The following is a 25,467-nucleotide window of genomic DNA, read 5'->3' as shown; positions in this document are numbered from 1 at the left end:
TTCAAACTGAATATATTGATGATTTAGAAAATACGATGTTACTAAGCAGTTTAGAGTCTGTACCGGGCCATGAAATCTTACGCCAGCTAGATGTGGTGTATGGCAGCACCGTTCGTAGTAAACATGTTGGTCGTGATTTGATGGCAGGTTTAAAGAATATTGTGGGTGGTGAGTTAACGGGTTATACCGAATTGCTGGAAGAGTCACGTCAGGAAGCCACTCAACGTATGATTGATAAGGCCAAAGGTTTAGGTGCCAATGCCATTGTCGGTATTCGTTTCTCAACTTCAAATATTGCCCAAGGCGCATCAGAGTTATTTGTCTATGGTACAGCGGTAGTAGTACAACCCGTTGCGCCTAAACTTCCTGATCCATTTGGCGCATAGGCAAAATTATGGATGGATTAATTTTTCAGATTGTCCTGTTTCTGATCCTATTTTCAGTCGGTTGGGGTTTTGGTCGTCATATCGAGCAGAAACACTTACGTGAACTGGATCAGAAAGAAAAGCAATTTTCCCATATCCGTATTGACACCAATCGCTTTGTAGAAACCTCAGCCTATGGGCAAATGGTCAGCAGCAATGTGGTGATCTCCCACGATTATTTTAAGTATGTACTGGCAACCATTCGAAACTTCTTTGGTGGGCGTTTGGTCAGCTATGAAAGTGTGGTGGAACGGGCGCGTCGTGAAGCTGTGGTTCGCCTGAAGCAAGAAGCGCATGCCATGGGTGCGAACCATATTATGGGGGTTCGACTCAGTACCACTGAATTGGGTATGCAAGGTGGAATGGTTGAAGTGTTTGCTTATGGAACTGCCATCGTAAACGCTCCACATTGATGACAGTAGCCTATTAGGGAATTACTGTAGTACCCATAAAATAAAAAATGCCTCAAATCATGAGGCATTTTTTATCGCTTAGATTTTAAAATTAATGAAATAAAACAATCGCCTTTTGTAAGGTAAACCAAATCCCTGCCAATAAAGGGAGACCTACCACCAACCAAGCAAGTACCACCGTAATGGTCTTGGATGGCGCATGTGCTACATTATTTTCTATGCTTAGATCTTGTGATACTTTCTCATGCGCTAAAGCCTTTTCTGCGGCTAATTCCGCATCTGTCATATATTGATCTTCATCAACAGGTTTGATCAAGAGATTGAGCACAAATCCAATCGCTAACATAGCCGCCAAAATATACATAGCAACATCATAAGATTGAGCCTGAGTCACGCCATGTGCCAGTTGATAATCACGTATATTGGTAATCAATAAGGTCCCCAATATCCCTGCGACAGACCATGCGGTAAGCAAACGCCCATGAATGGCCCCAACCATTTGTGTACCAAAAATATCAGCCAAATAAGCAGGTACAGTGGCAAAACCGCCACCATACATCGACAGGATGACACAGAAGGCTAAAACGAATAATGGTAAATTTTCTGCATACGCCAAGTGTGGAATCGAGACATACAACAAAAAGCCCAATGCGAGAAAAATAAAGTAGGTATTTTTACGACCAATAAAGTCCGATGTCGATGCCCAAAAGAAACGCCCAGCAATATTAAACAAGGACAGTAAACCGGTGAAACCTGCAGCAAAGGTTGCTATCTGCATTTTTTGCTCTGCGTTTAATTCATTAATCCCCACATCTAAACCGATGAGGCGTCCGCCAAATACCTCCTGTAGCAACGGCGAAGCCATTGCTAAAATCCCTATACCAGCAGAAACGTTTAAACAGAGTACACCCCAAATCAACCAGAACTGCTTGGTTTTCCATGCCTTATTTAAATGCACATGACGATTGGTCACAAGGCCCGTCGCCTGCGTTACTGTCGGTTGCCAGCCACTCGGCTTCCAATTTGAGGGCGGAATGCGGTAACCGAAGGCACCACCAATCATAAAAATAAAATAAACGGCAGCCAGTACCAAAAACGTTTGCCAGACACCCACAGAGGTATCCGTTGCAAAGAACTTCATTAGCTTATCTGCCAATGGCGCACCAATCATGGCGCCTCCACCAAAGCCCATAATGGCAAGACCTGTTGCTAAACCACGACGGTCTGGAAACCATTTAATCAGGGTAGATACAGGTGAAATATAACCAAGCCCAAGCCCTATACCCCCTATTCCACCTCCCAACCACAATAACCACAACTGATGCGTATAAACACCCAGCGCAGATAAGATCAAACCACTTGCCCAGCAAAATGCAGCAACCACACCTGCCTTTCGCGGTCCTGCATGTTCAAGCCAACCACCAAACAAAAATGCGGATGAACCCAAAAAGACAAAAAATAGCGTGTACATAATACTTAATGTAGACACACTCCAGTCGCAGGTTGTAGTGAACAACTGCTCAAGCAGACCTATATTTTTACATTCGATCGGGGCATCAATTCCCAATGCTTTGGATAATGGCAACCAGAACACGGAAAAGCCATAGGCCATACCAATACTGAGATGAATCGCTAACGCGGCAGGAGGCAATAGCCAACGGTTATAGCCAGAATGGGCAATCGTGCGTTCCTTGGCCAGAAGTGAAAGTCGTCTTTCCATGTACAATCTCCATACCTTCACTGCTAAAGAGAAGTTAGTATTATTCATTTGGGTCTAGGCAGCGATTCGCGCTGATGCCAGAGCTTGGTATTATGCTTATTTTTCAGTGAAGGCCAATCAAATGATTGTGCAAAAAATATCTTGTTCTTATCAAGTAGCTTTTTTTAATAAATAGTACATAACAGATTTAATGATTTAAAAAAAAATCCTGTGCCATGCACAGGATTTTTGCTTAGGATTCGGCAAAGATCGCTTGCCAATAATGAAAAGTTTTCTCTTCCCCATCTTCTAACTTAAACTCGTATGACATCTGACGAGTTTCAGCAATCTCAAATTCAACAGCATGTTTGAATAAACCGCCTGCATAAGCAAAAGTATGGTATTCGCCATTTTCACCACAAACATCAACATCGCTTGGCATCCGCTTAATCAAAGCTGTATCGATATCCTGTCCAATAAACGACTCATCCAATTTACTGGCATCGGTCACGATGATCTTGGTTTTAATGCCTGAATCCAAGAAGTCCTGCATCACTTCAGTCGAGTTCAGATTCCATATCGGCTCAACCACTTCAATGCCTAAAGGATGTAAACGGTCTTCACGATATTTGCGTACATCGCTGAGGTAAATATCACCAAAGATAAAGTGCTCAACGCCCTGTGCCTTAAAATGATTGGCTGCATCGAGCATACGTTGCTCATAGACAGGCAGACTTTTTGGTAGAAATACAGGATAAAGTGGAATACCAATACTTTCAGCCTGTTTTTCAAGCAATGCATATGGAATGGCATGCATAGATGACAACGCTGTTTCTTCATTGACCGTGGTTAATAAAGCAACCACCTCAAATTCATTTTGCTGTAAGACTTTATACAGTGCCAATGAAGAGTCTTTACCACCGCTCCAATTAAAAACGGCTTTCTTACGATTATTCACACTCATTTCACTTTCATTTTGCGAATCATCTTATACAACAAGTTTGGTGACAATCGAGAAACCAACACACCTAATTGTTCTTTTTTGCCACCAACAACAATATATTGCTCGCCTGCCATCAACGACTCCACCACCCGCTCAGCAAACACATCAGCATCTAAACCATTTTCAATGGCTTCATCCTGATGGCCTTGTGGCTTGCCTTCACCATTGAGGGCATTAAAAGAGACATTGGTTTTGACAAAGCCAGGGAAAACCACCGAAACTTCAACACCTTCTGGTGCAACTTCAGCACGCAAACTGTTGGCCCACATATGAATCGCTGCCTTAGCCGCTGAATACGTGGCACGATATTGGGTGCCTAATAAGCCCGCGACACTGGAAACGAACACCACCCGACCCGATTTTTGTTGCAGCAAAGTTGGTAACACGGTTTTGGTAAAAAAGACCTGTGAAAAGTAGTCGACTTCCATGATGGCACGTTCAGTTTGCATGGTGGTCTCTTGAATCAGAGCACGCTGACTTAAACCCGCATTATTGATCAGCCAGTCAATACGTCCTTTACAGGCCAAGACCTGTTCATGCGCATGGCGGACTTGAGCTTCATCGGTAATATCTGCGGCAATCGAAAGATGCTGTTCGGGTTTAAGTAACCCAACGCGTACTACTTCCAGTTCATCATAACGACGCGAGGTCAGCACCACTTGTGCACCTTGCAATGCACATTCACGAGCTAAAGCTTTACCTAAGCCAGATGAAGCACCCGTAATCCAGACCACTTTATTTTCAAGAGTTTTGAGTTTTGCCATGTCCATGTCCTACCTATGCTTGATGACGCATAAATTTCAGGAAGTAATCTACATATGTTGCCGCGACTTGCTGATCAATTTGCGTGCCTAATTTTTCCAAACGCTTATAACCCAAATGTGTGGTCATATTAATCACCCCATTGAGGGTTTTATCGACCACAAAATTGAACTTGAGACATTTTTTTGGTTCACGAATCAAATGAGTGACGCCAGCATCAATCACGTCAGTGAGAAGTTTGAGTGCATTTGAAATTTCTCGATGATCTCCTCCTGCCAACTTTTGGCTAGAAGCGATGACCTTTTGAGCCAAATGCTGCTCAACAGGATAAGTCATATATACCTGTTCATCTTCAAGTTGCAGGGTTTTAGAGAGATATTCCACCAAAGGGATTAAGCGGTCATTGCCAAAAAATGAAATCGACCATGGCATATATTTGCGAATTGCTTCCAAAATTTGCTGAATCACTTTTTCAGATTCACCCGTTTGTGAATACTGCTGATTTTCTTGTAACAGCACCATAAAAACTTGTTCAATCACTTCACAAGCCATTTCAGACAATACACTGCCCAAAGCATTGGCCTGACTTTCTTTACTTCCTTGCAATAATTGCGTCCGAATATGTGCAAAACGTGCATAAGTATCCGCATGAATATTTAAAAAAACGGCGGTGTTCATTTTAATAACCCTAATTGTAAGATTCCATAAAAAAAGAGCTTGTTAAACAAGCCCTTTTATCAAATCTATTTTTCTATCATTTTTGGCGTTGTACACGCCGAATTTAGCACACTCTATTCTGTATCGACATGCATAAATGCTAAAAAATGATTGACACAATCTGTTGCTGCATTGCTATCCACTTGATTGCCCATTTTCTCTAAACGCTTATAACTTAAATGGGCAGTCATATTGATCACTCCATTTAAGGTTTTATCCACCACAGTATTAAAGTTGAGACATTTTTTCGGTTCACGGATCAAACTGGTCACACCCAAATCCACGATTTGAATCAAGGTTTGAAACACATCGACCATATCACTGATTTCATTATTCTTGAGTTGCGTGACCAAACGATGTGCCTGCTGCACCAATTGTCGATCAATCGGATAAGATACATAAACCTGCTCATCGTGATACTTGATCATATTGGAAAAATAATTGGCAAAGGGACACAGACGTTCATTCCCAAATAAAGCAATCGACCACGGCATATATTTACGTACCGCCCCAATGATCTGTTGAATCACCCTTTCAGATTCAGCAGTATTTTTCTGGGTGAGCTGCGTCGGCTGACGATTTTGAATCAAGAGTACCGAAAACACTTGCTCGACAATCTCACACGCAATTTCGGATAACACCTCACCCAAGATACGGGATTGGCTCTCATGCGTACCAGCATTGAGCTGTTGGCGGATAGTTTCAAATTGTCCATGTGTGACGTCATTAATTTTCAACAGGATTGAATAACTCATGAGAAGCATCCCTTTTTTAGTTTTTTGCATTCTTATATTGTTGTTTTGAGCATCAATATTTTTAAGTTATGTGATGCATTACACAAATCTAATCCTATTTGTATAAAAATCCAACGCCTTTCATCGGCTTTTTTCAAAAAAATGAAGTCTATAAAGACTTTATCTTGATTGAGCTGTCGATCATCAGGCATAAAAGCCACATGATGAAGCTGTACTAAACGTCTCCTTTATAAAAGCTCAAAAAACAGCAATTCAGACATTATTTAAGCAGCTTTTCGCATTAACACTTGGCGCGGCTGAAATGCCTACAGAAGCGAGGATTTTTTGCTACAATAGATCTAATTTTTTATTCAATTTTAATCTTCTGTACTATGACTGACGCTCAATCTGCTCAAAATATTGCAACCACTTACGATCCAACCGAGATCGAAAAGAAATGGTATCAAATCTGGGAACAACAAGGTTATTTCAAACCATCAGGTCAAGGTGAATCATTCTGTATCATGATTCCACCCCCGAACGTCACCGGTAGCTTGCACATGGGACATGGCTTTAACAATGCCATCATGGATGCACTGACCCGTTACAATCGTATGATGGGTAAAAATACCTTATGGCAGCCAGGAACCGACCATGCGGGGATTGCAACGCAGATGGTGGTCGAGCGTCAACTAGGTGCACAAGGTGTCAGCCGTCATGACTTAGGTCGTGAAAAGTTCATCGAAAAAATCTGGGAATGGAAAGAGCAATCAGGCGATACCATCACCCGTCAGATTCGTCGTTTAGGTTCTTCAGTCGACTGGTCGCGTGAACGCTTCACTATGGATGAAGGCTTGTCTAATGCAGTAAAAGAAGTCTTCGTAAAACTGCATGAAGATGGCTTGATCTACCGTGGTAAACGTCTCGTCAACTGGGATCCGAAACTACAAACGGCGCTATCAGACTTAGAAGTTGAATCTGATAAAGAAGAAGCAGGTTCATTGTGGCACTTCAAATACTTCTTTGAAGATAAAAACCTACGTACCCATGATGGTAAAGACCATATCGTTGTCGCTACCACTCGTCCTGAAACCTTGTTAGGTGATACCGCGGTTGCTGTGGCACTTGATGATGAACGCTATACGCATCTTGTAGGTCAGAACATTATCCTGCCAATTACAGGTCGTGCTGTTCCAATCGTTAAAGATGAATATGTAGATAAAGAATTCGGTACAGGCTGTGTGAAAATCACCCCTGCACATGACTTTAACGACTATGAAGTCGGTAAGCGTTGTGAATTACCAATCATTAATATCTTCAATAAAAATGCAGAAGTATTGGCTGAGTTTGAATACATCGCCAAAGCGGGCGAGCAAATTTCTAAAACCATCCCTGCCCCTGCGGACTATATTGGTTTAGAGCGTTTTGAAGCACGTAAAAAACTGGTCGAACAAGCAGAAGCTGAAGGCTGGTTAGATCAAATCCAACCTTACACACTTAAACCACCACGCGGTGACCGTTCAGGTGTGATCGTTGAGCCATTATTGACAGACCAATGGTATGTAAAAATTGCTCCATTGGCGCAACCTGCAATTGAAGCGGTTCAAGACGGTCGTATCAAGTTCGTTCCTGAGCAGTACAGCAACATGTACATGGCGTGGATGAACAACATCCAAGACTGGTGTATCTCTCGTCAGCTTTGGTGGGGTCACCGTATCCCAGCTTGGTACGATGCTGAAGGCAACATCTATGTCGGTCGTGACGAAGCTGAAGTCCGTGCTAAAAACAACATCCCTGCCGATGTTGCGTTAAATCAAGATGAAGACGTACTGGATACATGGTTCTCTTCTGCGCTGTGGACCTTCTCAACCTTAGGTTGGACTGGCGATGCCAAGAAAGATGCGGAAAACTATTTCCTCAATACTTTCCACCCGACTGATGTATTGGTGACTGGTTTTGACATCATCTTCTTCTGGGTTGCTCGTATGATCATGTTTACGATGCACTTCATGAAGAATGAAGATGGTACGCCACAAGTACCGTTTAAAACCGTCTATGTTCACGGTCTAGTTCGTGATGGCGAAGGTCAAAAAATGTCGAAGTCTAAGGGCAACGTACTTGACCCACTAGACCTGATTGACGGTGTTGATCTTGAGACTTTGGTACAAAAACGTACGACGGGTCTGATGAACCCGAAACAAGCGGCGAAGATTGAGAAATCAACCCGTAAAGAATTCCCAGAAGGCATTCAAGCTTACGGTACCGATGCAGTTCGTTTCACATTCTGTGCGCTTGCCAATACAGGTCGTGACATTAAGTTCGATATGAAACGTGTTGAAGGCTACCGTAACTTTGCCAACAAGATCTGGAACGCAACCCGTTTCGTATTGATGAATGTTGAAGGTCAAACCGTTGCTCAAGAAGCTCGTCCTGAGTTATGGGAACTTCCAGAAAAATGGATCATGAGCCGTCTGCAAAAAGCAGAAGCTGCGGTACATCAAGCATTTGCTACGTATCGTTTAGACCTTGCTGCACAAGCGATCTATGACTTTATCTGGAATGAATACTGTGACTGGTATGTTGAGTTAACCAAACCCGTTCTGAACGATGCCAATGTCTCTGAAGAGCGTAAAGCGGAAGTTCGCCGTGTATTACTTGCGGTGATGGAAGCGTCTTTACGTTTGGCACATCCATTGATGCCATATTTGACTGAAGAAATCTGGCAAACGCTTGCGCCAATGTTAGGCAAAGGCGGTGCAACGATTATGACTGCGCAATACCCTGTTCCTGATCAAGCGAAAGTGAATGATCAAGCTGAAGCAGATATGCAGTGGTTACAAGGTCTGATTGGTGCGGTACGTAATATTCGTGGTGAAATGGGCTTAGGTAATGCGCGTTTATTGCCTGTATTACTCAAGAACATTTCTGATGCTGAACGTGAGCAAATCATCCGTATCGAAGCTTTATTCAAAGCATTGGCTAAAGTTGAAAGCATCGAGTTTTTAAGCAATGAACAAGAACCACCGTTGTCTTGCTCTAGCGTTGTTAGCCATGCATCGGTATTTGTACCAATGAAAGGCTTGATTGATCCTAAAGCTGAATTGGGTCGTTTGCAGAAGGACTTGGATAAAGTTCAAAAGCAGCATGACCAAATTGCCAATAAACTTTCGAATGAAGGTTTCGTAGCGAAAGCACCAGCAGCGGTTGTTGAAGGTGAAAAGGTTAAATTGACTGAGTTTGCTGATCAGTTAGCGAAAATTAAGCAAAGTATGGAACAGATTGCTGCGCTTTAAGCAGCAATTTGATTCAAAAAATCCCCTCGAATGAGGGGATTTTTTTAAGTTTAATATTTAGGCAATTTGTTTTAAGTGCTAAAGTAATGAAAATATAAATATATTTTGAGAACATTATGGAAAAAAAAGGATTCCAAGTTGATACTCGTTTATTAACCTTACTTTCACAATCTTATAACTCATCTGAACTAGCGCTAAAGGAACTGATTGATAATGCTTGGGATGCAGATGCTGATATTGTTCAGATAGAACTTCCAGAAATATTAACAAATACTCCAATAGTTATTCATGATTTCGGTTCTGGAATGACTGAGCATGAACTATCAAATGAATACCTTTTTATTGCGAGTGATCGCAGAAAGCGTCGAGGAGAACTTACTAAAATATTTAGAAGAAAGGTAAAAGGAAAAAAAGGTATTGGAAAATTTGCTGGTTTAATGATAGCTAATGATATGAAATTAGAAACATGGGCAAGAGGTAAATATTCAAGCTTTGAAATTTCCTCACACAGATTAAATGAAGCAATAGAACTAGGACAATTAGATTTATCTATAATTTCAACAGAATGCGACACTTCGCTAAAAGGCACTAGAATTTCATTCTATAATTTAAAGCAGAATTTACGTTTTCCTAATCCAGAGAAATTTAAATCTATATTAATTCGAGAATATGGACGTAGCGATAATTTCAAAATAATCATAAATTCTAAAACATTAGATATTGATGATCTTAAAGGTAATTTTCATAACGAAACTATTAATATAGAAAAATTAGGGGAAGTAAAATTACAATTAGTGATCTCAACAGAAAAATCGAAATTAAAACAAGCAGGAATATCTATTAAAGTTCAAGGGAAAGTGGTTGGGAATCCTTATTTTTTTGGTTTAGATAAACATGAAAGCTTCCCTGCAAAGCTATTAGATAAAATATATGGCGAAATAGAAGCCGATTGGCTATCAGATCATGTTACTGCTGACTGGGGTTCATTTATTGAGAATAGTTTACTTTTAGAAAAGCTTGAAGAAGTTATTCAGCCAATTTTAATTGCTAAAGTAAAAGAGGAATATGGACGAGAAATAAACTTAGCAAAAGCTCGTTTGCAAAAGAAAGCTCAAGAACGCTTAGCTTTATTACCAGAATATAAAAGGCAATTTGCAGACAAAGCAATCAAGTCTATATTAGAGAAATACTATGGTGAACCTGATTCAAAGCTTGAACCTATCGTCAACGTTTTACTAGATTCTTTGGAAAAATCAGACTACAGGGCAATATTAGATTATATAAATGAAGCTGATAAAAATGACATTTCCAAGCTAGCTGAAGCCCTGTCAGATTTTGGATTAGCTGAATTAGCAATTATTGCCGAACAAACAAAGACTCGATTAAAATTCTTAGATTATTTTGAGGAACTTTGTGATGAAGATGCAACCCTAGAAAGCGAAGTTCATAAAAGTTTAGAAAATAACTTATGGATTTTAGGCGCTCAATATTCAATTTTTAGTAGTAACACTACTCTAAAAAAGCAAATTAACAATTATTTTAAAAAACACTATTCAGGTGATAGAGCAGATAAAAGACCTGACTTAATGCTAAGTGAAAATTATTTTTCTCAATATTTACTTATAGAGTTTAAGCGCCCTAAGCACCCTCTAGCTTTTAGTGACTATCAACAAGTAACTCATTATAGGCATGATTTTTTACCATATACCAATAAAGATATAAAAGTAATATTAATGGGTGGAAAAAGGTCATCTGACTTAGCTAACAGAAATTACTCGGAGCCTAATGTTGAAATTCTAGTATTTGATGAAATCATCTCAACCGCGAGAAATCAATTAAATTGGCTTTTAAAAGAATTAGGCTCAAAATAAGTCATAAAGTCTAAAAAAGTCTTTATAAATTAATTATACAATTTCACGTTGAATAAATTAACCTCTCTACTTAGGAGAGGTTTATATAACCCCATGCCTCAACAACATCTCTACCCCACTCACCTTTTTCATATGCTTTAAACGTTCCTTTTCCCACTTCAACTGCTGTTTTAACTCAGCACAATCTGCATCTATGGCTTTATACACATCACTCATATGCACATGCTCTGCTTTGGCTTTTTTCACTAACTGAAAAGAATCCAGAATTTCCTCAATTTGACTTTCAAGCTGCTGACTCTGAGCATCCAAAGCGAGTTTATAAAACTTCACTTGCTCTGCCGATAACTCATTCGTCCCGACACCTTTATTCTGTTCAAGCTGTAATTGAAGCTTGAGCAAATAAAATAAATCCTGCTGTTCATAGGCCTGACTAGCTTGCTGGAATAACTCAGTTTTTTCTTCTTTCTTGGTCTCATCTTGCTCACGGTCGGGGTGAATCATCGCAGCAATTTTTAAATACACGGTTTTCAGTGACTGCGCTGCCATCTGCTCAGCTTGTTCTCTTTTCTGCTGTTGTCTCAGTTGCTTGGCTTGTTCCCGTGCCTGTTGCTGTTCAGCCACATACTGCTCAAAATCATCTTGTTCTAATGCTGCACTTTGCTCAAAACTTTGATCATGTTCAAACTTGGCTGACTGTACTTTTTTATTCTTTTTAACGGATTGCTGAGCATGTTGTTGATAAAAAGTATCGATCTGCTTGACCAGCTTTAACTGTTCATCATTTAACATTTTGGAGCGCTTTAACATTTGGGCAAGCTGGGCAATTTTTTCATCGAGTTGCTGCATATCCGCTTTGGAAAACTCATGCTGCTGTAACAACGTCCAAAGTTGATCCAACTGCTGAAACAAGATTTGATGCAACTCACTATACACAGGCATCAGCTTTTGCCGTGTATGCTGTTGAATCTCGGCTTGGGCATTTTGCCATGTGGCAAGGCTGATTTTTTGCTGCTCTATTTGATCAATCAGGCGATTTAGCTTTTTTTGCTGCGCAGAAGGTTCTGCCCTTTGTTTTAAACTGACTTTGAGATCAAAGGACATAATGCTTCCGCCTAAAAATAAAAAAAGTGTAGCAATAATCAACCAACAAAGTCAGCAAACACTTTCAATATCATGTTTGAACAAACGAGTCGCCGAACTAAGCTTTACTCATCGCCAAATAAGGCATTGGCTGAAACGACTTTGGTGATTTTAACTTTATCTTGTTTCAGCAAGGGATAGATTTTTTGTCTAAGTGCATCACTGGTCATGCTGCCATTCAAATTCAGTAACACAGGCTCTTCGCTCAGTGACCCTTTACCTAAGTATTCTTGATTCAAATCATTGGTGGTTGCTTGATTCACCACCACAAAAAAGCCTGAAATGCCTTTGACCTGACCACAAGCCAAACTTTGCGGAGACCAATCCCCTTGGCGAATCACTTTTTGCAACGTATAGCCTTTGCTTTTTAATTGCTGCGTTTGTGCTGCGGTTGCGATTGGAAAATCAATCCGCTTTTGCTGTCCTTTCCAATTCACCAGCAAATGACTCGATTGACAAGATTCACGCATGACACCCCCACTTCCTCTCAATGCGCCTTCATCTGGATCAAAACAGGATGAAATCACTTGAAAAGTCGCTTCACCACAATGCAACGACTCGGATTGATAGGTCTTGAATGGCGTTGCTTGGGCTTGGTTTATTTGAGTTAAACAGACTGATAAAAGACAAAAACTGATAAATTTATTGTTCATATGAAGTCATATTAGAATTAAAGACTGACTCATTCTAACTCAAAAATTGAGTGACTAAAGAAAGTTCGCATCCTCCTCAATTTGAATTAAACATTAAAAATGACAAACCCAACTTTTAAGCTAAAATCCGTTATATACATCATCATTTAAATACTCGAATTGTATGAAGAATAAAGTCCTATTGATCACCTCATTTATTTTGCTCGCTGGATGTAATGAAAAACAAAAAACATCATCAGAAAGCGATCAACCCACACAAAAGGCAGCTCAACAGACTCAAGCCGTATCAGAACCGGTGCTTATTCCTGCTACACCAGAATCCGATTATCTTGCCAATAATTCAACTCCACTACCAAAAGGCTATTCAGTTGATACAACCCATCTCAAAAAGCCTTTGTTTATTGACTTTGATGGCGATGGAAATCTGGATACCTTTCGAGTGCTGAAAAACCCAAATAAAAAAGGAATGAAATATCTCTTTGAATTCCGTATCTCAAATAGCAACAAAGTTTATTATTACGAAAATACAGATAAAGATTATGACCTCGATATTTTCGGAACTTTTGAAGTCGCCCCTAAAACAGATATTTACGTAGACGAAGATTATCGCTTTGATGAAGATGGAAATATCTTAGCTGATGAGCAAATTGACCCAAAACATTATCTAAAGTTCAAGGGTGATGGTATTTCTGTCAATGTTTTAGAAGAAACCTGTGCAACATCTGTATTTTTCTTAACAGATGAAAAAATTAAACGCATTGCGCTGTGCTAAATCCTAATTTCCATTTCATAACAAAAGCCGCCCAATTGAGCGGCTTTTTCAATCACGTAAACGGATTACTGTGCGGTATAACCACCATCCATCACCACCGCCTGTCCTGTAATCCCTGCGCCTTTGTTACTGGCTAAGAAAATCGCATAGTCGGCAATTTCTTCAACGCTAAGTAGACGCTTCTGCGGTACCATCGCCAAAATCACATCTTCCAAAGCACTTTCCAGACTGACATTACGGGTTTTGGCTAAGTCAGCAATTTGCCCACGCACCAATGGCGTATCCACATAACCCGGACATAAAGCATTCACAGTAATGCCGTCACGCGCACATTCCAGAGCCGCCACTTTGGTCAAGCCAATCACCCCATGCTTAGCACTGTTGTATCCCGCCTTACCTGCAAAGCCAATCAAGCCATTGATCGAAGACATATTGATAATACGGCCATATTTCTGCGCTTTCATAATCGGAAATGCGTGCTTAATTCCGATAAATGAACCTGTTAGCATCACCTGTACCAGTTTCTGATAAATATCTGTGGAGAAGTCTTCAATTGCTGCAACATGCTGAAAACCTGCATTATTGATCAGGATATCCAAACGCCCAAACGTTTGTGTGGTCAAATCAATTGCCGCTTTATAAGCCTGTTCATCAGTCACATCACAAGGCGCAGACAAGGCTTCAAAACCCTGCTGTTTTAACTGCTCCACTGCTTGCTGGCATTTCTCTGCATTGACATCAGAAATCACTACTTTCGCGCCTTCCTGAGCAAATTTTTTCGCAATTTCTAAACCAATACCGCTAGCGGAACCGGTAATAAAGGCTACTTTGGCTTCGAGTTGTTGAGTCACTGTACTACTCCTGTTCTTGATGATCTGAATCACTCACCTATAAATATGGGCAAGCTCAAATTAAAATTCGACTTAGACAATACCGAACCATGTAAATGCAGCAATCACCACAAAGACTGCCAAGGTTTTAATAATGGTGACTGCAAAAATATCTTTATAGGATTGCTTATGGGTTAAGCCTGTGACCGCAAGCAAGGTAATCACCGCGCCATTATGCGGCAGCGTATCCATACCACCGGAGGCCATCGCCACCACACGATGCATCACTTCAGGTGGAATACCCGCTGCTACAATGGCTGCGTTATAGGTTTCTGCCATCGCACTCAAGGCAATACTCATCCCCCCCGAGGCTGAACCAGTAATCCCTGCCAATACGGTCGTGGTCACCGCACCATTGACCAAAGGATTGGTAAAGGTGGTACCGAGTGCATGGCTAATCAAAGCAAAGCCCGGCAATGCCGCAATAATCGCACCAAAACCATACTCCGACGCGGTATTCATCACCGCCAATAATGAACCACTGATACTGGCATTGACACCTTCTTTAAAGTTAGTCACCACGCGCTGATAATCAAATAAAATTGCTGCAATAATCCCGACAATCAAGGCCAAACCGACTGCCCAAATTGCCCCTGTTTTTGCCACATCAACCGTGTAGTTAGCGAGGCCAATTGCATTAAAATCAAAGCCATTCGGATACCATTCTTTGATGGCTGTGGACAGATACCGGTTCATCACCGCAACCAGAATCAACGGCACAAAGGCCATGCCTTGACGTAGTACTGAACCATTGTGCTGCGTAGATTGTTCAACATCGGCAGTCGCTGGTGTGACTGCATCTTCAGCAGCAAAACCAGCATAACCTTCACCTGCACGAGCCGCAGCTTTACGGCGTGATTCCAGATACAGTAGACCCATGCTCAAGACGAAAATCGCCCCAATGACACCTAAAAACGGCGCTGCATAAATATTGGTGCCAAAGAAGGTGGTTGGAATCACGTTTTGAATTTGCGGTGTACCCGGCAAAGCATCCATGGTGAATGTAAATGCGCCTAGGGCAATAGTGCCGGGAATCAAACGTTTTGGAATATTGGCTTGTTGGAACAACTGATTGGCAAATGGATAAATCGCAAATACCGCCACAAACAGACTGACACCACTATAAGTCAGAATGGCACCGAGTAAAACCACGGTTAAAATGGCTTTCTTTGCGCCAATCAAATTGACAATGGTACGGGCAATGGACTCGGCAATACCTGACATTTCTACCACTTTGCCAAAGATTGCACCCAGCAAGAACACCAAGAAATAGTCTTTAATGAAATTGACCATCTTCGGCATGAAAACACCCGAATAAAACGGCAGCACATTGGCGGGGTTAATCAGAAAAACCGCCAGCAATGCACATAACGGTGCCATGAGAATCACGGAAAAACCGCGATAGGCCGTGTACATCAGCAAGCCTAAAGACAGCAGAATGACAAATAAATCCCACATATTCTTTTACTCCATTCCAAAGAATATATGTCAGGGCCAACCAAATTATTTTTTTTATACTGTGTAGTGGTTATCCTAACCATAAATAAAATCAAAATACTGCTAATCGCAGTACAGAATCTAAAACAATGACGCATGTTAAAACGTATTTTAAAATAGCATTAAAATCACAAAAAACAAGACGATTAAAACAAAATAAATAATTTTAATTATTATTTAAAATCAATGCATTATAGAAATAAAGATTAAATAATTTAATTGATTAATAAAACAAATTAACTATTCAAAAATACTCATCAATCCCATTCAGTTATATTTAGCTTATTCTTTTTAAAATCCATTTTTCGATATTAAGCTACAATAAATCAATAATCGCATATCGCATTTTTAAAAATAAACGGCTTGCCTCTCGCCACCGAATTAACAAAAATGCCAGTCACAATGTGCTGTTTTTTTTATAAATTACAGCATATAAATCAAAAACTTTCCGCATAGGTCGTCCACCATGACTTTAAAGCAACTCAAAGCATTTCTGGCTTTGACTCGTACCCTGAATTATGCAAATGCCTCTGCTGAATTGCATCTCAGTCAATCTGCTTTAAGTCTCAGTATCAAATCACTGGAAGAAGAACTGGGCGGCAAGCTATTTAAACGTAATACTCGTCGGGTTGAACTAACACAGGAAGGAAAATCATTGATCCCCTATGCCAAGAAATTACTGGCCAATTGGGAAGATATGGAAAAAGACGTCAAGCAACGATTTAAACTCAATCGCGGCACCCTGAATATTGCCTCGATGCCCTTTGTCACCCATGCGATTTTGCCGCAAGTGATTCATAGTTTTTTAGCTAAGCACCCCAATATCAGCTTTTCTATTCATGATATTCCCAATGAAAAAGTACTGGAAAATGTTCAGGATGGCATTTTTGAAATTGGGATCTGCTTTGAGCCACCGCGCAATGATCAACTGGAATTTAAGCCTTTATTTGAAGAAGATTTCCTTGCGCTCTTACCAAAAACTCATCCTTTGGCAAGTGCGAATTCGATCAGTTGGAAACAGCTGTGTGCCAATCCCTTTGTGACCTTGCAACATCCTTCCATTGTTCGTCATCTGATTGAAGAAAACTGTCTCAAAAACCATCTGACTTTAGATTTAAAAGTCGAATGTCATCAAATCAGCTCCCTCTCCAGCTTTGTGGCATTGGATATGGGGGTCAGTGCCATCCCCCGCCATTTTCAGAATTTTATCGACAAGGAACATAATGTCTTAATCGAAATTGAGGACGGCAAACTGCCCCAAGCGATTGGCATTGTCTATAAAAAAGACTTTGAGCTTTCCAATATTTCAGCCGAGTTTATCGAGATATTGCTACAACATGATTTTGGCTAACCCTGATTGACGGCTACACCAAGACAGACTCGCTCCGTCATCCTGCTCTTTTGAGTGAAATAGATGAAATTTGTTGTATTAATGAGTTTCCCTCATTAATCCTTTAAAAATTTAAACTTCTGTAAATAATCCCTGAGTGCTAAAACTAATAGAAACCAAGGAATTTACAGGTGAAAAAAATGAATAAAGTCTATTCAACCGCAGCACTGGCACTGCAAGATGTGGTGCAAGATCAACAGACATTTGCGGTTGGCGGTTTTGGCCTATGTGGTATTCCTGAGGCATTAATCCAAGCACTGAAAGAAACTGGTGTAACAGGCCTCACTTGTATTTCCAATAATGCAGGCATTGATGATTTTGGCTTGGGTGTCTTGCTCAAAACCCGACAAATTAAAAAAATGATCTCGTCTTATGTCGGCGAAAATAAAGAATTTGAACGTCAGTATTTGAATGGCGAACTTGAAGTTGAACTCACACCCCAAGGCACATTGGCGGAAAAACTACGCGCTGGTGGTGCAGGTATTCCTGCCTTTTATACCGCAACAGGTGCAGGCACCTTGGTGGCTCAAGGTAAGGAACAACGTGAATTTAATGGCCGTACTTACATCCTTGAACCCTCACTGACCGCAGATGTAGCACTGGTTAAAGCCTATAAGGCGGATAAAGCTGGCAATCTGGTATTCCGTAAAACCGCTCAAAACTTTAACCCTGAATGTGCGATGGGTGGAAAAATCACCATTGCCGAAGTCGAGCAAATTGTTGAAATCGGCGAACTTGATCCAGATGAAATTCATTTGGCGGGCATTTACGTCAATCGTGTGGTGCTGAATGCCACCCCAGAAAAACGTATCGAACAAAAAACCCTAAAAGCACAGGACGCATAATCATGGCATGGACACGTGAACAAATGGCACAACGTGCCGCACAAGAATTACAAGATGGTTTCTACGTCAACCTTGGTATTGGCCTGCCAACACTGGTTGCCAACTACATCCCAGAGGATATGGATGTGTGGTTGCAATCGGAGAATGGTCTACTCGGGATTGGGGAATTTCCTACCGAACAGCAACTCGACCCAGATTTAATCAATGCAGGCAAACAAACTGTCACCGCTCGTGCAGGTGCGGCATTTTTCTCTAGCAGTGAATCCTTTGCCATGATTCGTGGCGGCCACGTCAATATCGCCATTCTGGGGGCTATGGAAGTCTCTGAACAAGGTGACCTCGCCAACTGGATGATTCCGGGCAAAAAAGTCAAAGGTATGGGTGGTGCGATGGACTTGGTTGCAGGCGTTCAACGGGTGGTGGTGCTGATGGAACACAATGCCAAAGATGGTACCGCTAAAATTGTCAAACAGTGCAGCTTACCACTCACAGGTCAAAAAGTGGTGCATCGTATCATTACCGACTTGGGCGTTTTAGATGTTGTCGCAGAAGGCATCAAACTGGTGGAGTTAGCACCGGGTGTGACTGAACAACAAATTCTAGATGCTACAGGTGTTGAGCTATTGATTGAAGCCAAAGCTTAACTCTACCCCCCTTTTATTTTTCTCGTTGAAGTGATGCTGTAATGGCATCACTTTTCGCTGTTTTCGGGAGCAGCACATTCATTTAGGACAAATGAATCAGATACAACAAAATTAAAAATGGATGCTAAACATGAATAAACAACCTGCCTTGTTAGAACGGTTTGCCCTGCGGATTAGTAACTGGTCGGAAAAATGGTTTCCTGACTCTTATATCTTTGCCCTGCTCGGTGTGATTATCGTTTCCTTTGCTGCAATCAGTATCGGTGCATCGGTACAAGATGTCGCCAGCTCCTTTGGGAATGGTTTTTGGAGTTTAATCCCTTTCACTCTGCAAATGACCATGCTGATTATTGTTGGCTATGTCGTTTCGGTTTCTGCACCTGTGAAAAAACTGATTCAGAAGATGGCGCGTATCCCCCATTCGGGACGCAGTGCCATTGTCTTGGTGGCCACGGTCAGTTTATTGATTTCTTTGGTCAATTGGGCAGTCAGTACTATTTTGACGGCGTTATTGGTGATTGCGCTGGCAAAGCGTAAAGAACTACAAATGGACTATCGTGCTGCCGCCGCCGCTGCAATTATTGGTATGGGCGCAACTTGGGCACTAGGTATCAGCTCTTCTGCAGCTCAATTACAGGCCAATAAAGCCAGTCTACCTGAGTCGATCTATAACTTAACTGGTGTGATTCCATTTACCGAAACCATCTTCCTGTGGCAATCCATGTTAATGACTTTGATCTTGGTGATTGTCTCGATTGCGATTGCCTATTGGTCTGCACCGAAAGGCGGTAATGTCAAAACCATGCAGGATTTTGAACTGAGTTTTGAGGAAGAGGAAGAAACTGAGGTCAAATCCACTCGACCTGGGGATTGGTTGGAGAACTCACCGCTTTTAACCATTATTGTGGTGGCACTAGGCTTGATTTGGATGTTTATCGAGTTTTCTAAAACCAATCCAATCATCGCCATTTCCAGTCTCAATACTTATAACTTTGTGTTTTTGATGCTGGGTCTGGCACTACATCGTACCCCACGTAATTTCCTGAATGCAGTCAGTCAGGCTGTTCCTGCGGTCTCAGGCATTCTGATTCAATTCCCGCTCTACGGCAGTATCGCCTTTATTATGACCCAAGCGCTGAATAGTCAGGATTTATCGCTGTCGCACTATATCGCTGAATTCTTTGTCTCGATTGCCTCCAAAGAGACCTTTGCGATTGTGATGGGTATCTACTCTGCGGTACTCGGTTTCTTTGTGCCATCAGGCGGTGGGAAATGGATTATTGAAGCGCCTTATGTGATGCAGGCCGCCAATGATTTACAAGTACATTTAGGTTGGTCGGTACAGATTTATAATGCGGCCGAAGCATTGCCAAATCTGATCAATCCCTTCTTTATGCTACCGATGTTGGGCATTTTAAAACTTAAAGCCAAAGATGTGATTGGTTTTACCGTCACTCAATTGGTGTTCCATCTGCCTTTAGTACTGTTCTTATTGTGGATTTTAGGCCGTACCCTCAGCTATAGCCCACCTGTCATGTAAGACCAGCAACAACTGCACAGCGCTGCTTTTTATATTGAACATTACGGATATGAAAAGTGGCGTGAGCTGTTCTTGAACACAGCAAAAATCCTCTCCCCATTTGCATTCAAATCCCTCACAGCCTTTCATTTAGAAATGCCCAAAACTGTGCTATTTTTAAGCAAATTGCACCACTTCTCACCAAAATTACAATTTAACTTCTAAATTGGTGCGTTTTTTGCTTTATAAATTTCATCAAATTGAGTTGTTTCAATACAGCTTGAGTTTTTAGATTTACTAAATCTATTTTGGTGCAGAAAATGAATCAAATATTTGCATCAAAATAAAATTTAGCACTTTTTTTGAGCACCACTATGCAAAACGTAGATCTATTTTTCTTACTGCTCGGTGCAGTACTGGTATTAGCAATGCACGCTGGCTTTGCGTTCTTGGAATTGGGCACGGTACGCCATAAAAACCAAGTCAATGCATTGAGCAAAATCCTTACCGATTTTGCCATTTCAGCGATTGCCTATTTCTTTGTAGGCTATTGGATTGCATATGGTCAAAACTTTTTCCATGCAGGCAGTACCTTAGCAGCCGATCATGGCTATAACCTGATGCGTTGTTTCTTCTTACTGACCTTTGCTGCTGCCATTCCTGCGATTATTTCGGGTGGGATCGCAGAACGTGCCAAGATGCGTGCTCAAGCGATTGCAACATTGATCTTGGTGGCACTGATCTATCCTTTGTTTGAAGGTATGATTTGGAATGGTAACTATGGTCTGCAAAAGTGGCTAGAGAACTCTTTTGGTGCAAGTTTCCATGACTTTGCAGGTTCTGTTGTAGTGCATGCAATGGGCGGCTGGATTGCCCTTGCTGCAGTGATTTTACTCGGTGCTCGTCATGGTCGTTATAAAAATGATGGTCGTGTCAGTGCCCATCCACCATCATCTATTCCATTCCTTGCTTTAGGTTCATGGATTCTGATCGTGGGCTGGTTTGGCTTTAACGTGATGAGTGCACAACGGGTTGAAGCGATTTCAGGTCTGGTTGCAATCAATTCTCTCATGGCAATGGTCGGTGGTACTTTAGCAGCCAACTTTATGGGCCGTAATGACCCTGGTTTCTTACACAATGGTCCATTGGCTGGCTTAGTCGCAATCTGTGCGGGTTCAGATATTGTGCACCCAATTGGTGCGCTTGTAATTGGTGGCACGGCGGGTGCACTGTTTGTTTACCTGTTCACCTATACTCAAAATAAACTGAAAGTCGATGATGTACTTGGGGTATGGCCTTTACACGGTGTTTGCGGTGCATTGGGAGGAATTGCAGCAGGCATCTTTGGTCAACAAGCTTTAGGTGGCTTAGGTGGTGTCTCCATCATCTCGCAAATCATTGGTACGGGTCTTGGCATTATCATTGCCTTGGTCGGTGGTTTTATTGTCTATGGTCTATTAAAAGCGACTATGGGTATTCGCCTGTCACAAGAAGATGAATACCGTGGCGCAGACCTTTCCATTCATAAAATTTCAGCCAATTCTGAAGAATCGATGTTCTAATTTTTCAAACTCTTTTAAGCGACGGAAACGTCGCTTTTTTTATCTCAATTAAAAACGAACGAGTGTTTATTTTCCCTATTTTATTTTCTCTTCTCATCAATGCTATCGATACATAGCGGTTTTAATACTGAGATAAAGCCGCTGTACAACCGACTCTGCCCTAGTCTATCCAAACCATTATGGCATATATCATGCTTTATATTTCTTGCAATTTTTACTGTAATTTACAGCTTTTAAATTACGTCACTCATCCACCATTACGATTAACAAAACCGTAAAGAATATCGCTTGAGCATGTGCATTGAACTCCATTAAGATGAAAAATAATGCTTTTTAATACATCAAAAAGAACACATTATTTTTCATAAAAATGAACGGTTAAACCGCAACAATGACGCATGCGATCATAACGATACAAAAGGAGTTTTGTACATGATTTATAAACGCACCATGACCTCTCTGCTTTGTGCAGGCACATTGATATTCGGACTTAGTGCTTGTAGTGACAACAAAGCGCCGGCTGCTGGCGACAAAGCGACTGAAGCGGGTGCCTCCACTTCGGGAACATTAAACAAAATCAAAAGCTCTGGCACGATAGTGCTGGGTTATCGAGACTCATCCATTCCCTTTTCTTATATTGCATCTACCCCAAACCAACCCGTCGGTTATGCGCATGATCTACAACTTAAAGTGGTTGAGGCCGTGAAGCAGAAGCTGAACATGCCAGACCTGAAGATTCGCTATAACTTGGTCACCAGTCAGAACCGCATTCCACTGGTCTCGAATGGGACTGTCGATCTGGAATGTGGCTCAACCACCAATAACAAAGAACGACAACAGCAAGTCGATTTCTCTGTCGGTTTCTTTGAGGTTGGCTCTCGACTGCTGACTGCTAAAAATTCAGGGATTAAAGACTTTGCCGATTTAAAAGGCAAAAAACTGGTCACCACAGCAGGAACCACATCTGAACGCTATATTCGTCAACACCAGCAAGAACTTGGCATTGGCGAAATCATTTCCGCCAAAGACCATGCTGAATCCTTCCTGATGCTGCAAAATGGCCGTGCTGTGGCATTTATGATGGATGATATTCTGCTCGCAGGTGAAAAATCTAAAGCCAAAGATCCGAATCAATGGGACATCGTTGGTACTGCGCCAATTCATGAAATCTATGGTTGTATGCTGCGTAAAGGAGATACTGGTTTTAAACAGGTGGTTGATGATGCCATCAAGGCAACTTATGCTTCTGGTGAAATCAACAAGATGTATGAAAAATGGTTCCAACAACCGATTCCGCCAAAAAATATTAATTTGAATTTTGCCATGTCGGATCAGCTCAAAGCCTTAATCAGCAATCCACATGATCGCGATCAATAATTCGCTCCCCTTATCGCAAGCATAGTAGTGTGAGATCGGGAAACAGTGGATGTTGTCCCGACTCTACTCAGGAGTTGTTATGAATTATAGCTGGAACTGGGGAGTTTTATGGCAATCCACAGGTATCGGAGATACCACCTATCTGAACTGGATCATCACAGGTCTGGGCTGGCTGGTTGTGATTGCTGTGGTCGCATGGACTATTGCCCTGCTGCTGGGCAGTATCCTCGGCATTATGCGCACGCTCCCCAATAAAACCGCCAGAGCCATCGGTACCACCTACGTTACCCTGTTTAGAAATGTACCTTTACTGGTTCAATTATTTATCTGGTTTTATGTGGTTCCCAACTTTCTGCCCGCCCCGATTAAAAACTGGTGGATGAATGATCTTGGGGCCAATACCACTGCCCTGATTTCGGCCAGTATCGGACTCGGTCTATTCACTGCTGCGCGGGTATGTGAGCAAGTCCGAACTGGGATTGAAGCCCTACCCAAAGGACAAATCAATGCAGGTTATGCCATGGGCTTTTCCACGGCGCAACTGTATCGCTATGTCATTCTACCGCAGTCATTTCGCACCATTTTACCGCCGCTCAGTTCAGAATTGACCAACTGTGTCAAAAACACCTCGGTCGCCTCGCTGGTCGGTGTTGCAGAAATTATTTCACAGATGAAAACCATCAGTGAATACACCCAGAATACCATCGAAATTTACACCTACGTCACGCTCATTTTTATTCTGATTAACATCTGTCTTATTTTTAGCATGAACCTGTTGGAAAAGCGTCTGCGTATTCCTGGTTTAATATCAGGAGGAAAGTAGTATGGAATGGCTAACGTCTTTTCTCAGTGACTTACAGCAGTCTGGACCTGCGCTGTGGTATGGATTCAGCATTACCTTAAAAGTCGTGATGATTGCGACCATTGGCGGTATTGCCATTGGTACTCTCGTGGCTCTGATGCGCCTGTCATCAATCAAAATTTTAAATTGGATTGCGCAGGCTTATGTGGATCTATTCCGTTCCATTCCCCTGCTACTGGTGCTGATGTGGTTCTATTTTGCTGTGCCATTTTTTTATACCGCAATTACAGGACAATATCTGACCATTGATACCGCTTTGGTTTCAAGTATTGTCGCCTTCATGCTGTTTGAAGCCGCCTATTTTTCTGAAATTGTCCGTGCAGGGATTCAATCCATTCCCAAAGGTCAAGCTGCCGCAGCTTCTGCATTGGGCATGAGCTATGGCCAATCCATGCGACTGATTATTCTGCCACAGGCATTTAGAAAAATGACACCGTTACTGCTTCAACAGACCATCATCCTGTTTCAGGATTCCACCATGGTCTATGCCATTGGATTACTGGATTTTTTCAGAACAAATTATGTTCGTGGCGATTTAATGTCTCTACTCACCCAATATATTTTATTTGCAGGACTGGTGTACTTCACGATTAGTGCTTTAGCAACATTCGCAGTGAAACGTTTACAAAGGAGGTTAAGTGTATGAGCAACAATAAAGTAATGATAGACCTCCAGAATGTCAGTAAATGGTACGATCAATTTCAGGTCCTAACCGAATGCAGTACCCAAATTTGCCAAGGTGAAGTAGTGGTGGTCTGCGGTCCATCAGGTTCAGGAAAATCAACCTTGATTAAAACCGTAAATGGGCTAGAACCCTTTCAGCAAGGTAAGATCTTTGTCGATGGCGTGCCCGTTCACGAACCTAAAACGGATATGACTAAACTACGTAGCCGTGTCGGTATGGTGTTCCAGCACTTTGAATTGTTTCCTCATCTCAGCATTACCGAAAACCTGACCATTGCACAGATCAAAGTGCTGGGTCGTTCAGAAGCGGAAGCCAATAAAAAAGGACTGGCTTATCTGGATCGGGTGGGGCTCAGTGCCCATGCCAATAAATATCCCGCCCAGCTTTCAGGGGGGCAACAGCAACGGGTTGCGATTGCTCGTGCCCTCAGTATGGACCCAATCGCAATGCTATTTGATGAGCCAACTTCTGCGCTTGACCCTGAAATGATCAATGAAGTTCTCGATGTGATGGTGGGATTGGCCAAAGAAGGCATGACCATGATGTGTGTGACGCATGAAATGGGCTTTGCCCGTCAGGTCGCCAATCGCATTATTTTCATGGACCAAGGTAAAATCGTAGAAGACTGTTCTAAAGATGAATTCTTTGGGGCGCCACGTGGTGAACGTGCACAGCAATTCCTGAATAAAATCCTGCACTAATCAGTTCTTGGTT

At 41.7% G+C, this 25,467-nt stretch carries 23 protein-coding genes; 14 read left to right on the top strand and 9 right to left on the bottom strand.

Features of this window, described 5'->3' with window-relative positions; translation table 11 throughout:
• The first annotated feature begins 35 nt into the window (after positions 1–35).
• Together F885_RS01270 and F885_RS01275 are read left to right on the top strand one after the other, a co-directional pair.
• The gene (locus tag F885_RS01270; RefSeq protein WP_005296351.1) at positions 36–386 is read left to right on the top strand and encodes a YbjQ family protein; all 351 of its coding nucleotides are present in this window, start codon (positions 36–38) and stop codon (positions 384–386) included.
• Positions 387–394: 8 nt separating this feature from the next.
• Positions 395–838 (top strand): YbjQ family protein, encoded by a 444-nt coding sequence (locus F885_RS01275; protein ID WP_005205921.1) that lies wholly within the window; start codon positions 395–397, stop codon positions 836–838.
• Positions 839–929: 91 nt separating this feature from the next.
• Here the strand turns inward: F885_RS01275 and F885_RS01280 are convergent, their stop codons facing one another.
• The 5 genes from F885_RS01280 to F885_RS01300 all read right to left on the bottom strand — a co-directional run bounded on the left by F885_RS01280 (position 930) and on the right by F885_RS01300 (position 5,774).
• Complete coding sequence (locus F885_RS01280; RefSeq protein ID WP_005205927.1) at positions 930–2,558, bottom strand: OFA family MFS transporter; 1,629 nt, start codon at positions 2,556–2,558, stop codon at positions 930–932.
• A 232-nt stretch (positions 2,559–2,790) separates the two neighbouring features.
• Positions 2,791–3,501: a Dph6-related ATP pyrophosphatase gene (locus F885_RS01285; RefSeq protein ID WP_005322697.1), complete on the bottom strand. Its 711-nt coding sequence runs from the start codon at positions 3,499–3,501 to the stop codon at positions 2,791–2,793.
• The gene (locus tag F885_RS01290) at positions 3,498–4,304 is read right to left on the bottom strand and encodes an SDR family NAD(P)-dependent oxidoreductase (protein WP_005322695.1); all 807 of its coding nucleotides are present in this window, start codon (positions 4,302–4,304) and stop codon (positions 3,498–3,500) included. Before F885_RS01290 ends, F885_RS01285 begins: the two co-directional genes overlap by 4 nt.
• 13 nt (positions 4,305–4,317) lie before the next feature.
• Positions 4,318–4,980: a hypothetical protein gene (locus F885_RS01295; protein ID WP_005322693.1), complete on the bottom strand. Its 663-nt coding sequence runs from the start codon at positions 4,978–4,980 to the stop codon at positions 4,318–4,320.
• Positions 4,981–5,093: 113 nt separating this feature from the next.
• Entirely contained in the window at positions 5,094–5,774 is a 681-nt protein-coding gene (locus tag F885_RS01300; RefSeq protein ID WP_005322691.1) for a hypothetical protein, read from the bottom strand.
• 371 nt (positions 5,775–6,145) lie between these two features.
• Here F885_RS01300 and F885_RS01305 point away from each other — a divergent pair, with 371 nt between their 5' ends.
• Both F885_RS01305 and F885_RS01310 read left to right on the top strand, forming a co-directional pair.
• Complete coding sequence (locus tag F885_RS01305) at positions 6,146–9,046, top strand: valine--tRNA ligase (RefSeq protein ID WP_005322689.1); 2,901 nt, start codon at positions 6,146–6,148, stop codon at positions 9,044–9,046.
• Between the two features lie 116 nt (positions 9,047–9,162).
• A complete protein-coding gene (locus F885_RS01310; protein WP_005322687.1) occupies positions 9,163–10,917 on the top strand; it encodes a Shedu anti-phage system protein SduA domain-containing protein in 1,755 nt (584 codons plus the stop codon).
• A gap of 81 nt (positions 10,918–10,998) precedes the next feature.
• Here F885_RS01310 and F885_RS01315 read toward each other — a convergent pair whose 3' ends face one another.
• The gene (locus tag F885_RS01315) at positions 10,999–12,018 is read right to left on the bottom strand and encodes a hypothetical protein (RefSeq protein WP_005322685.1); all 1,020 of its coding nucleotides are present in this window, start codon (positions 12,016–12,018) and stop codon (positions 10,999–11,001) included.
• A gap of 104 nt (positions 12,019–12,122) precedes the next feature.
• Positions 12,123–12,710, bottom strand: a complete 588-nt coding sequence (locus tag F885_RS01320) for a hypothetical protein (protein WP_005322683.1) — start codon at positions 12,708–12,710, stop codon at positions 12,123–12,125.
• Between the two features lie 163 nt (positions 12,711–12,873).
• Here F885_RS01320 and F885_RS01325 point away from each other — a divergent pair, with 163 nt between their 5' ends.
• On the top strand, positions 12,874–13,482 hold the full coding sequence (locus tag F885_RS01325) for a hypothetical protein (RefSeq protein WP_005322681.1): 609 nt from the start codon (positions 12,874–12,876) through the stop codon (positions 13,480–13,482).
• Positions 13,483–13,547: 65 nt separating this feature from the next.
• Here the strand turns inward: F885_RS01325 and F885_RS01330 are convergent, their stop codons facing one another.
• Entirely contained in the window at positions 13,548–14,333 is a 786-nt protein-coding gene (locus F885_RS01330) for a 3-hydroxybutyrate dehydrogenase (protein WP_005322678.1), read from the bottom strand.
• A gap of 72 nt (positions 14,334–14,405) precedes the next feature.
• On the bottom strand, positions 14,406–15,830 hold the full coding sequence (locus tag F885_RS01335) for a GntP family permease (RefSeq protein WP_005205964.1): 1,425 nt from the start codon (positions 15,828–15,830) through the stop codon (positions 14,406–14,408).
• Positions 15,831–16,335: 505 nt separating this feature from the next.
• Here F885_RS01335 and F885_RS01340 point away from each other — a divergent pair.
• From F885_RS01340 to F885_RS01380, 9 genes are all read left to right on the top strand, one after another.
• The gene (locus F885_RS01340; RefSeq protein WP_005322676.1) at positions 16,336–17,220 is read left to right on the top strand and encodes a LysR family transcriptional regulator; all 885 of its coding nucleotides are present in this window, start codon (positions 16,336–16,338) and stop codon (positions 17,218–17,220) included.
• Between the two features lie 179 nt (positions 17,221–17,399).
• On the top strand, positions 17,400–18,104 hold the full coding sequence (locus F885_RS01345) for a CoA transferase subunit A (protein ID WP_005322674.1): 705 nt from the start codon (positions 17,400–17,402) through the stop codon (positions 18,102–18,104).
• Between the two features lie 2 nt (positions 18,105–18,106).
• The gene (locus tag F885_RS01350; protein ID WP_005322672.1) at positions 18,107–18,748 is read left to right on the top strand and encodes a CoA transferase subunit B; all 642 of its coding nucleotides are present in this window, start codon (positions 18,107–18,109) and stop codon (positions 18,746–18,748) included.
• Between the two features lie 130 nt (positions 18,749–18,878).
• Positions 18,879–20,288: a short-chain fatty acid transporter gene (locus F885_RS01355; RefSeq protein WP_005322669.1), complete on the top strand. Its 1,410-nt coding sequence runs from the start codon at positions 18,879–18,881 to the stop codon at positions 20,286–20,288.
• Between the two features lie 353 nt (positions 20,289–20,641).
• A complete protein-coding gene (locus F885_RS01360; RefSeq protein WP_005322667.1) occupies positions 20,642–21,829 on the top strand; it encodes an ammonium transporter in 1,188 nt (395 codons plus the stop codon).
• Positions 21,830–22,261: 432 nt separating this feature from the next.
• Positions 22,262–23,206: a transporter substrate-binding domain-containing protein gene (locus F885_RS01365; RefSeq protein ID WP_005322665.1), complete on the top strand. Its 945-nt coding sequence runs from the start codon at positions 22,262–22,264 to the stop codon at positions 23,204–23,206.
• 79 nt (positions 23,207–23,285) lie between these two features.
• Entirely contained in the window at positions 23,286–24,029 is a 744-nt protein-coding gene (locus F885_RS01370; protein ID WP_004803070.1) for an amino acid ABC transporter permease, read from the top strand.
• 1 nt (position 24,030) lies between these two features.
• On the top strand, positions 24,031–24,714 hold the full coding sequence (locus F885_RS01375) for an ABC transporter permease subunit (protein ID WP_005322663.1): 684 nt from the start codon (positions 24,031–24,033) through the stop codon (positions 24,712–24,714).
• Complete coding sequence (locus F885_RS01380; protein ID WP_005322661.1) at positions 24,711–25,454, top strand: amino acid ABC transporter ATP-binding protein; 744 nt, start codon at positions 24,711–24,713, stop codon at positions 25,452–25,454. Before F885_RS01375 ends, F885_RS01380 begins: the two co-directional genes overlap by 4 nt.
• The last annotated feature ends 13 nt before the right edge of the window (positions 25,455–25,467 follow it).

The organism is Acinetobacter higginsii, assembly GCF_000369845.1.
GTDB classification, from domain to species: domain Bacteria; phylum Pseudomonadota; class Gammaproteobacteria; order Pseudomonadales; family Moraxellaceae; genus Acinetobacter; species Acinetobacter higginsii.
This window is presented reverse-complemented; position numbering and strand designations above follow the sequence as displayed.

Coding starts and splice junctions, on each gene's coding strand:
- F885_RS01340 (WP_005322676.1), top strand. CDS start 16,336: ATGACTTTAAAGCAACTCAAAGCATTTCTGGCTTTGACTCGTACCCTG.
- F885_RS01355 (WP_005322669.1), top strand. CDS start 18,879: ATGAATAAACAACCTGCCTTGTTAGAACGGTTTGCCCTGCGGATTAGT.
- F885_RS01275 (WP_005205921.1), top strand. CDS start 395: ATGGATGGATTAATTTTTCAGATTGTCCTGTTTCTGATCCTATTTTCA.
- F885_RS01360 (WP_005322667.1), top strand. CDS start 20,642: ATGCAAAACGTAGATCTATTTTTCTTACTGCTCGGTGCAGTACTGGTA.
- F885_RS01365 (WP_005322665.1), top strand. CDS start 22,262: ATGATTTATAAACGCACCATGACCTCTCTGCTTTGTGCAGGCACATTG.
- F885_RS01305 (WP_005322689.1), top strand. CDS start 6,146: ATGACTGACGCTCAATCTGCTCAAAATATTGCAACCACTTACGATCCA.
- F885_RS01335 (WP_005205964.1), bottom strand. CDS start 15,830: ATGTGGGATTTATTTGTCATTCTGCTGTCTTTAGGCTTGCTGATGTAC.
- F885_RS01280 (WP_005205927.1), bottom strand. CDS start 2,558: ATGGAAAGACGACTTTCACTTCTGGCCAAGGAACGCACGATTGCCCAT.
- F885_RS01350 (WP_005322672.1), top strand. CDS start 18,107: ATGGCATGGACACGTGAACAAATGGCACAACGTGCCGCACAAGAATTA.
- F885_RS01380 (WP_005322661.1), top strand. CDS start 24,711: ATGAGCAACAATAAAGTAATGATAGACCTCCAGAATGTCAGTAAATGG.
- F885_RS01300 (WP_005322691.1), bottom strand. CDS start 5,774: ATGAGTTATTCAATCCTGTTGAAAATTAATGACGTCACACATGGACAA.
- F885_RS01320 (WP_005322683.1), bottom strand. CDS start 12,710: ATGAACAATAAATTTATCAGTTTTTGTCTTTTATCAGTCTGTTTAACT.
- F885_RS01325 (WP_005322681.1), top strand. CDS start 12,874: ATGAAGAATAAAGTCCTATTGATCACCTCATTTATTTTGCTCGCTGGA.
- F885_RS01315 (WP_005322685.1), bottom strand. CDS start 12,018: ATGTCCTTTGATCTCAAAGTCAGTTTAAAACAAAGGGCAGAACCTTCT.
- F885_RS01345 (WP_005322674.1), top strand. CDS start 17,400: ATGAATAAAGTCTATTCAACCGCAGCACTGGCACTGCAAGATGTGGTG.
- F885_RS01290 (WP_005322695.1), bottom strand. CDS start 4,304: ATGGCAAAACTCAAAACTCTTGAAAATAAAGTGGTCTGGATTACGGGT.
- F885_RS01375 (WP_005322663.1), top strand. CDS start 24,031: ATGGAATGGCTAACGTCTTTTCTCAGTGACTTACAGCAGTCTGGACCT.
- F885_RS01310 (WP_005322687.1), top strand. CDS start 9,163: ATGGAAAAAAAAGGATTCCAAGTTGATACTCGTTTATTAACCTTACTT.
- F885_RS01270 (WP_005296351.1), top strand. CDS start 36: ATGTTACTAAGCAGTTTAGAGTCTGTACCGGGCCATGAAATCTTACGC.
- F885_RS01295 (WP_005322693.1), bottom strand. CDS start 4,980: ATGAACACCGCCGTTTTTTTAAATATTCATGCGGATACTTATGCACGT.
- F885_RS01370 (WP_004803070.1), top strand. CDS start 23,286: ATGAATTATAGCTGGAACTGGGGAGTTTTATGGCAATCCACAGGTATC.
- F885_RS01285 (WP_005322697.1), bottom strand. CDS start 3,501: ATGAGTGTGAATAATCGTAAGAAAGCCGTTTTTAATTGGAGCGGTGGT.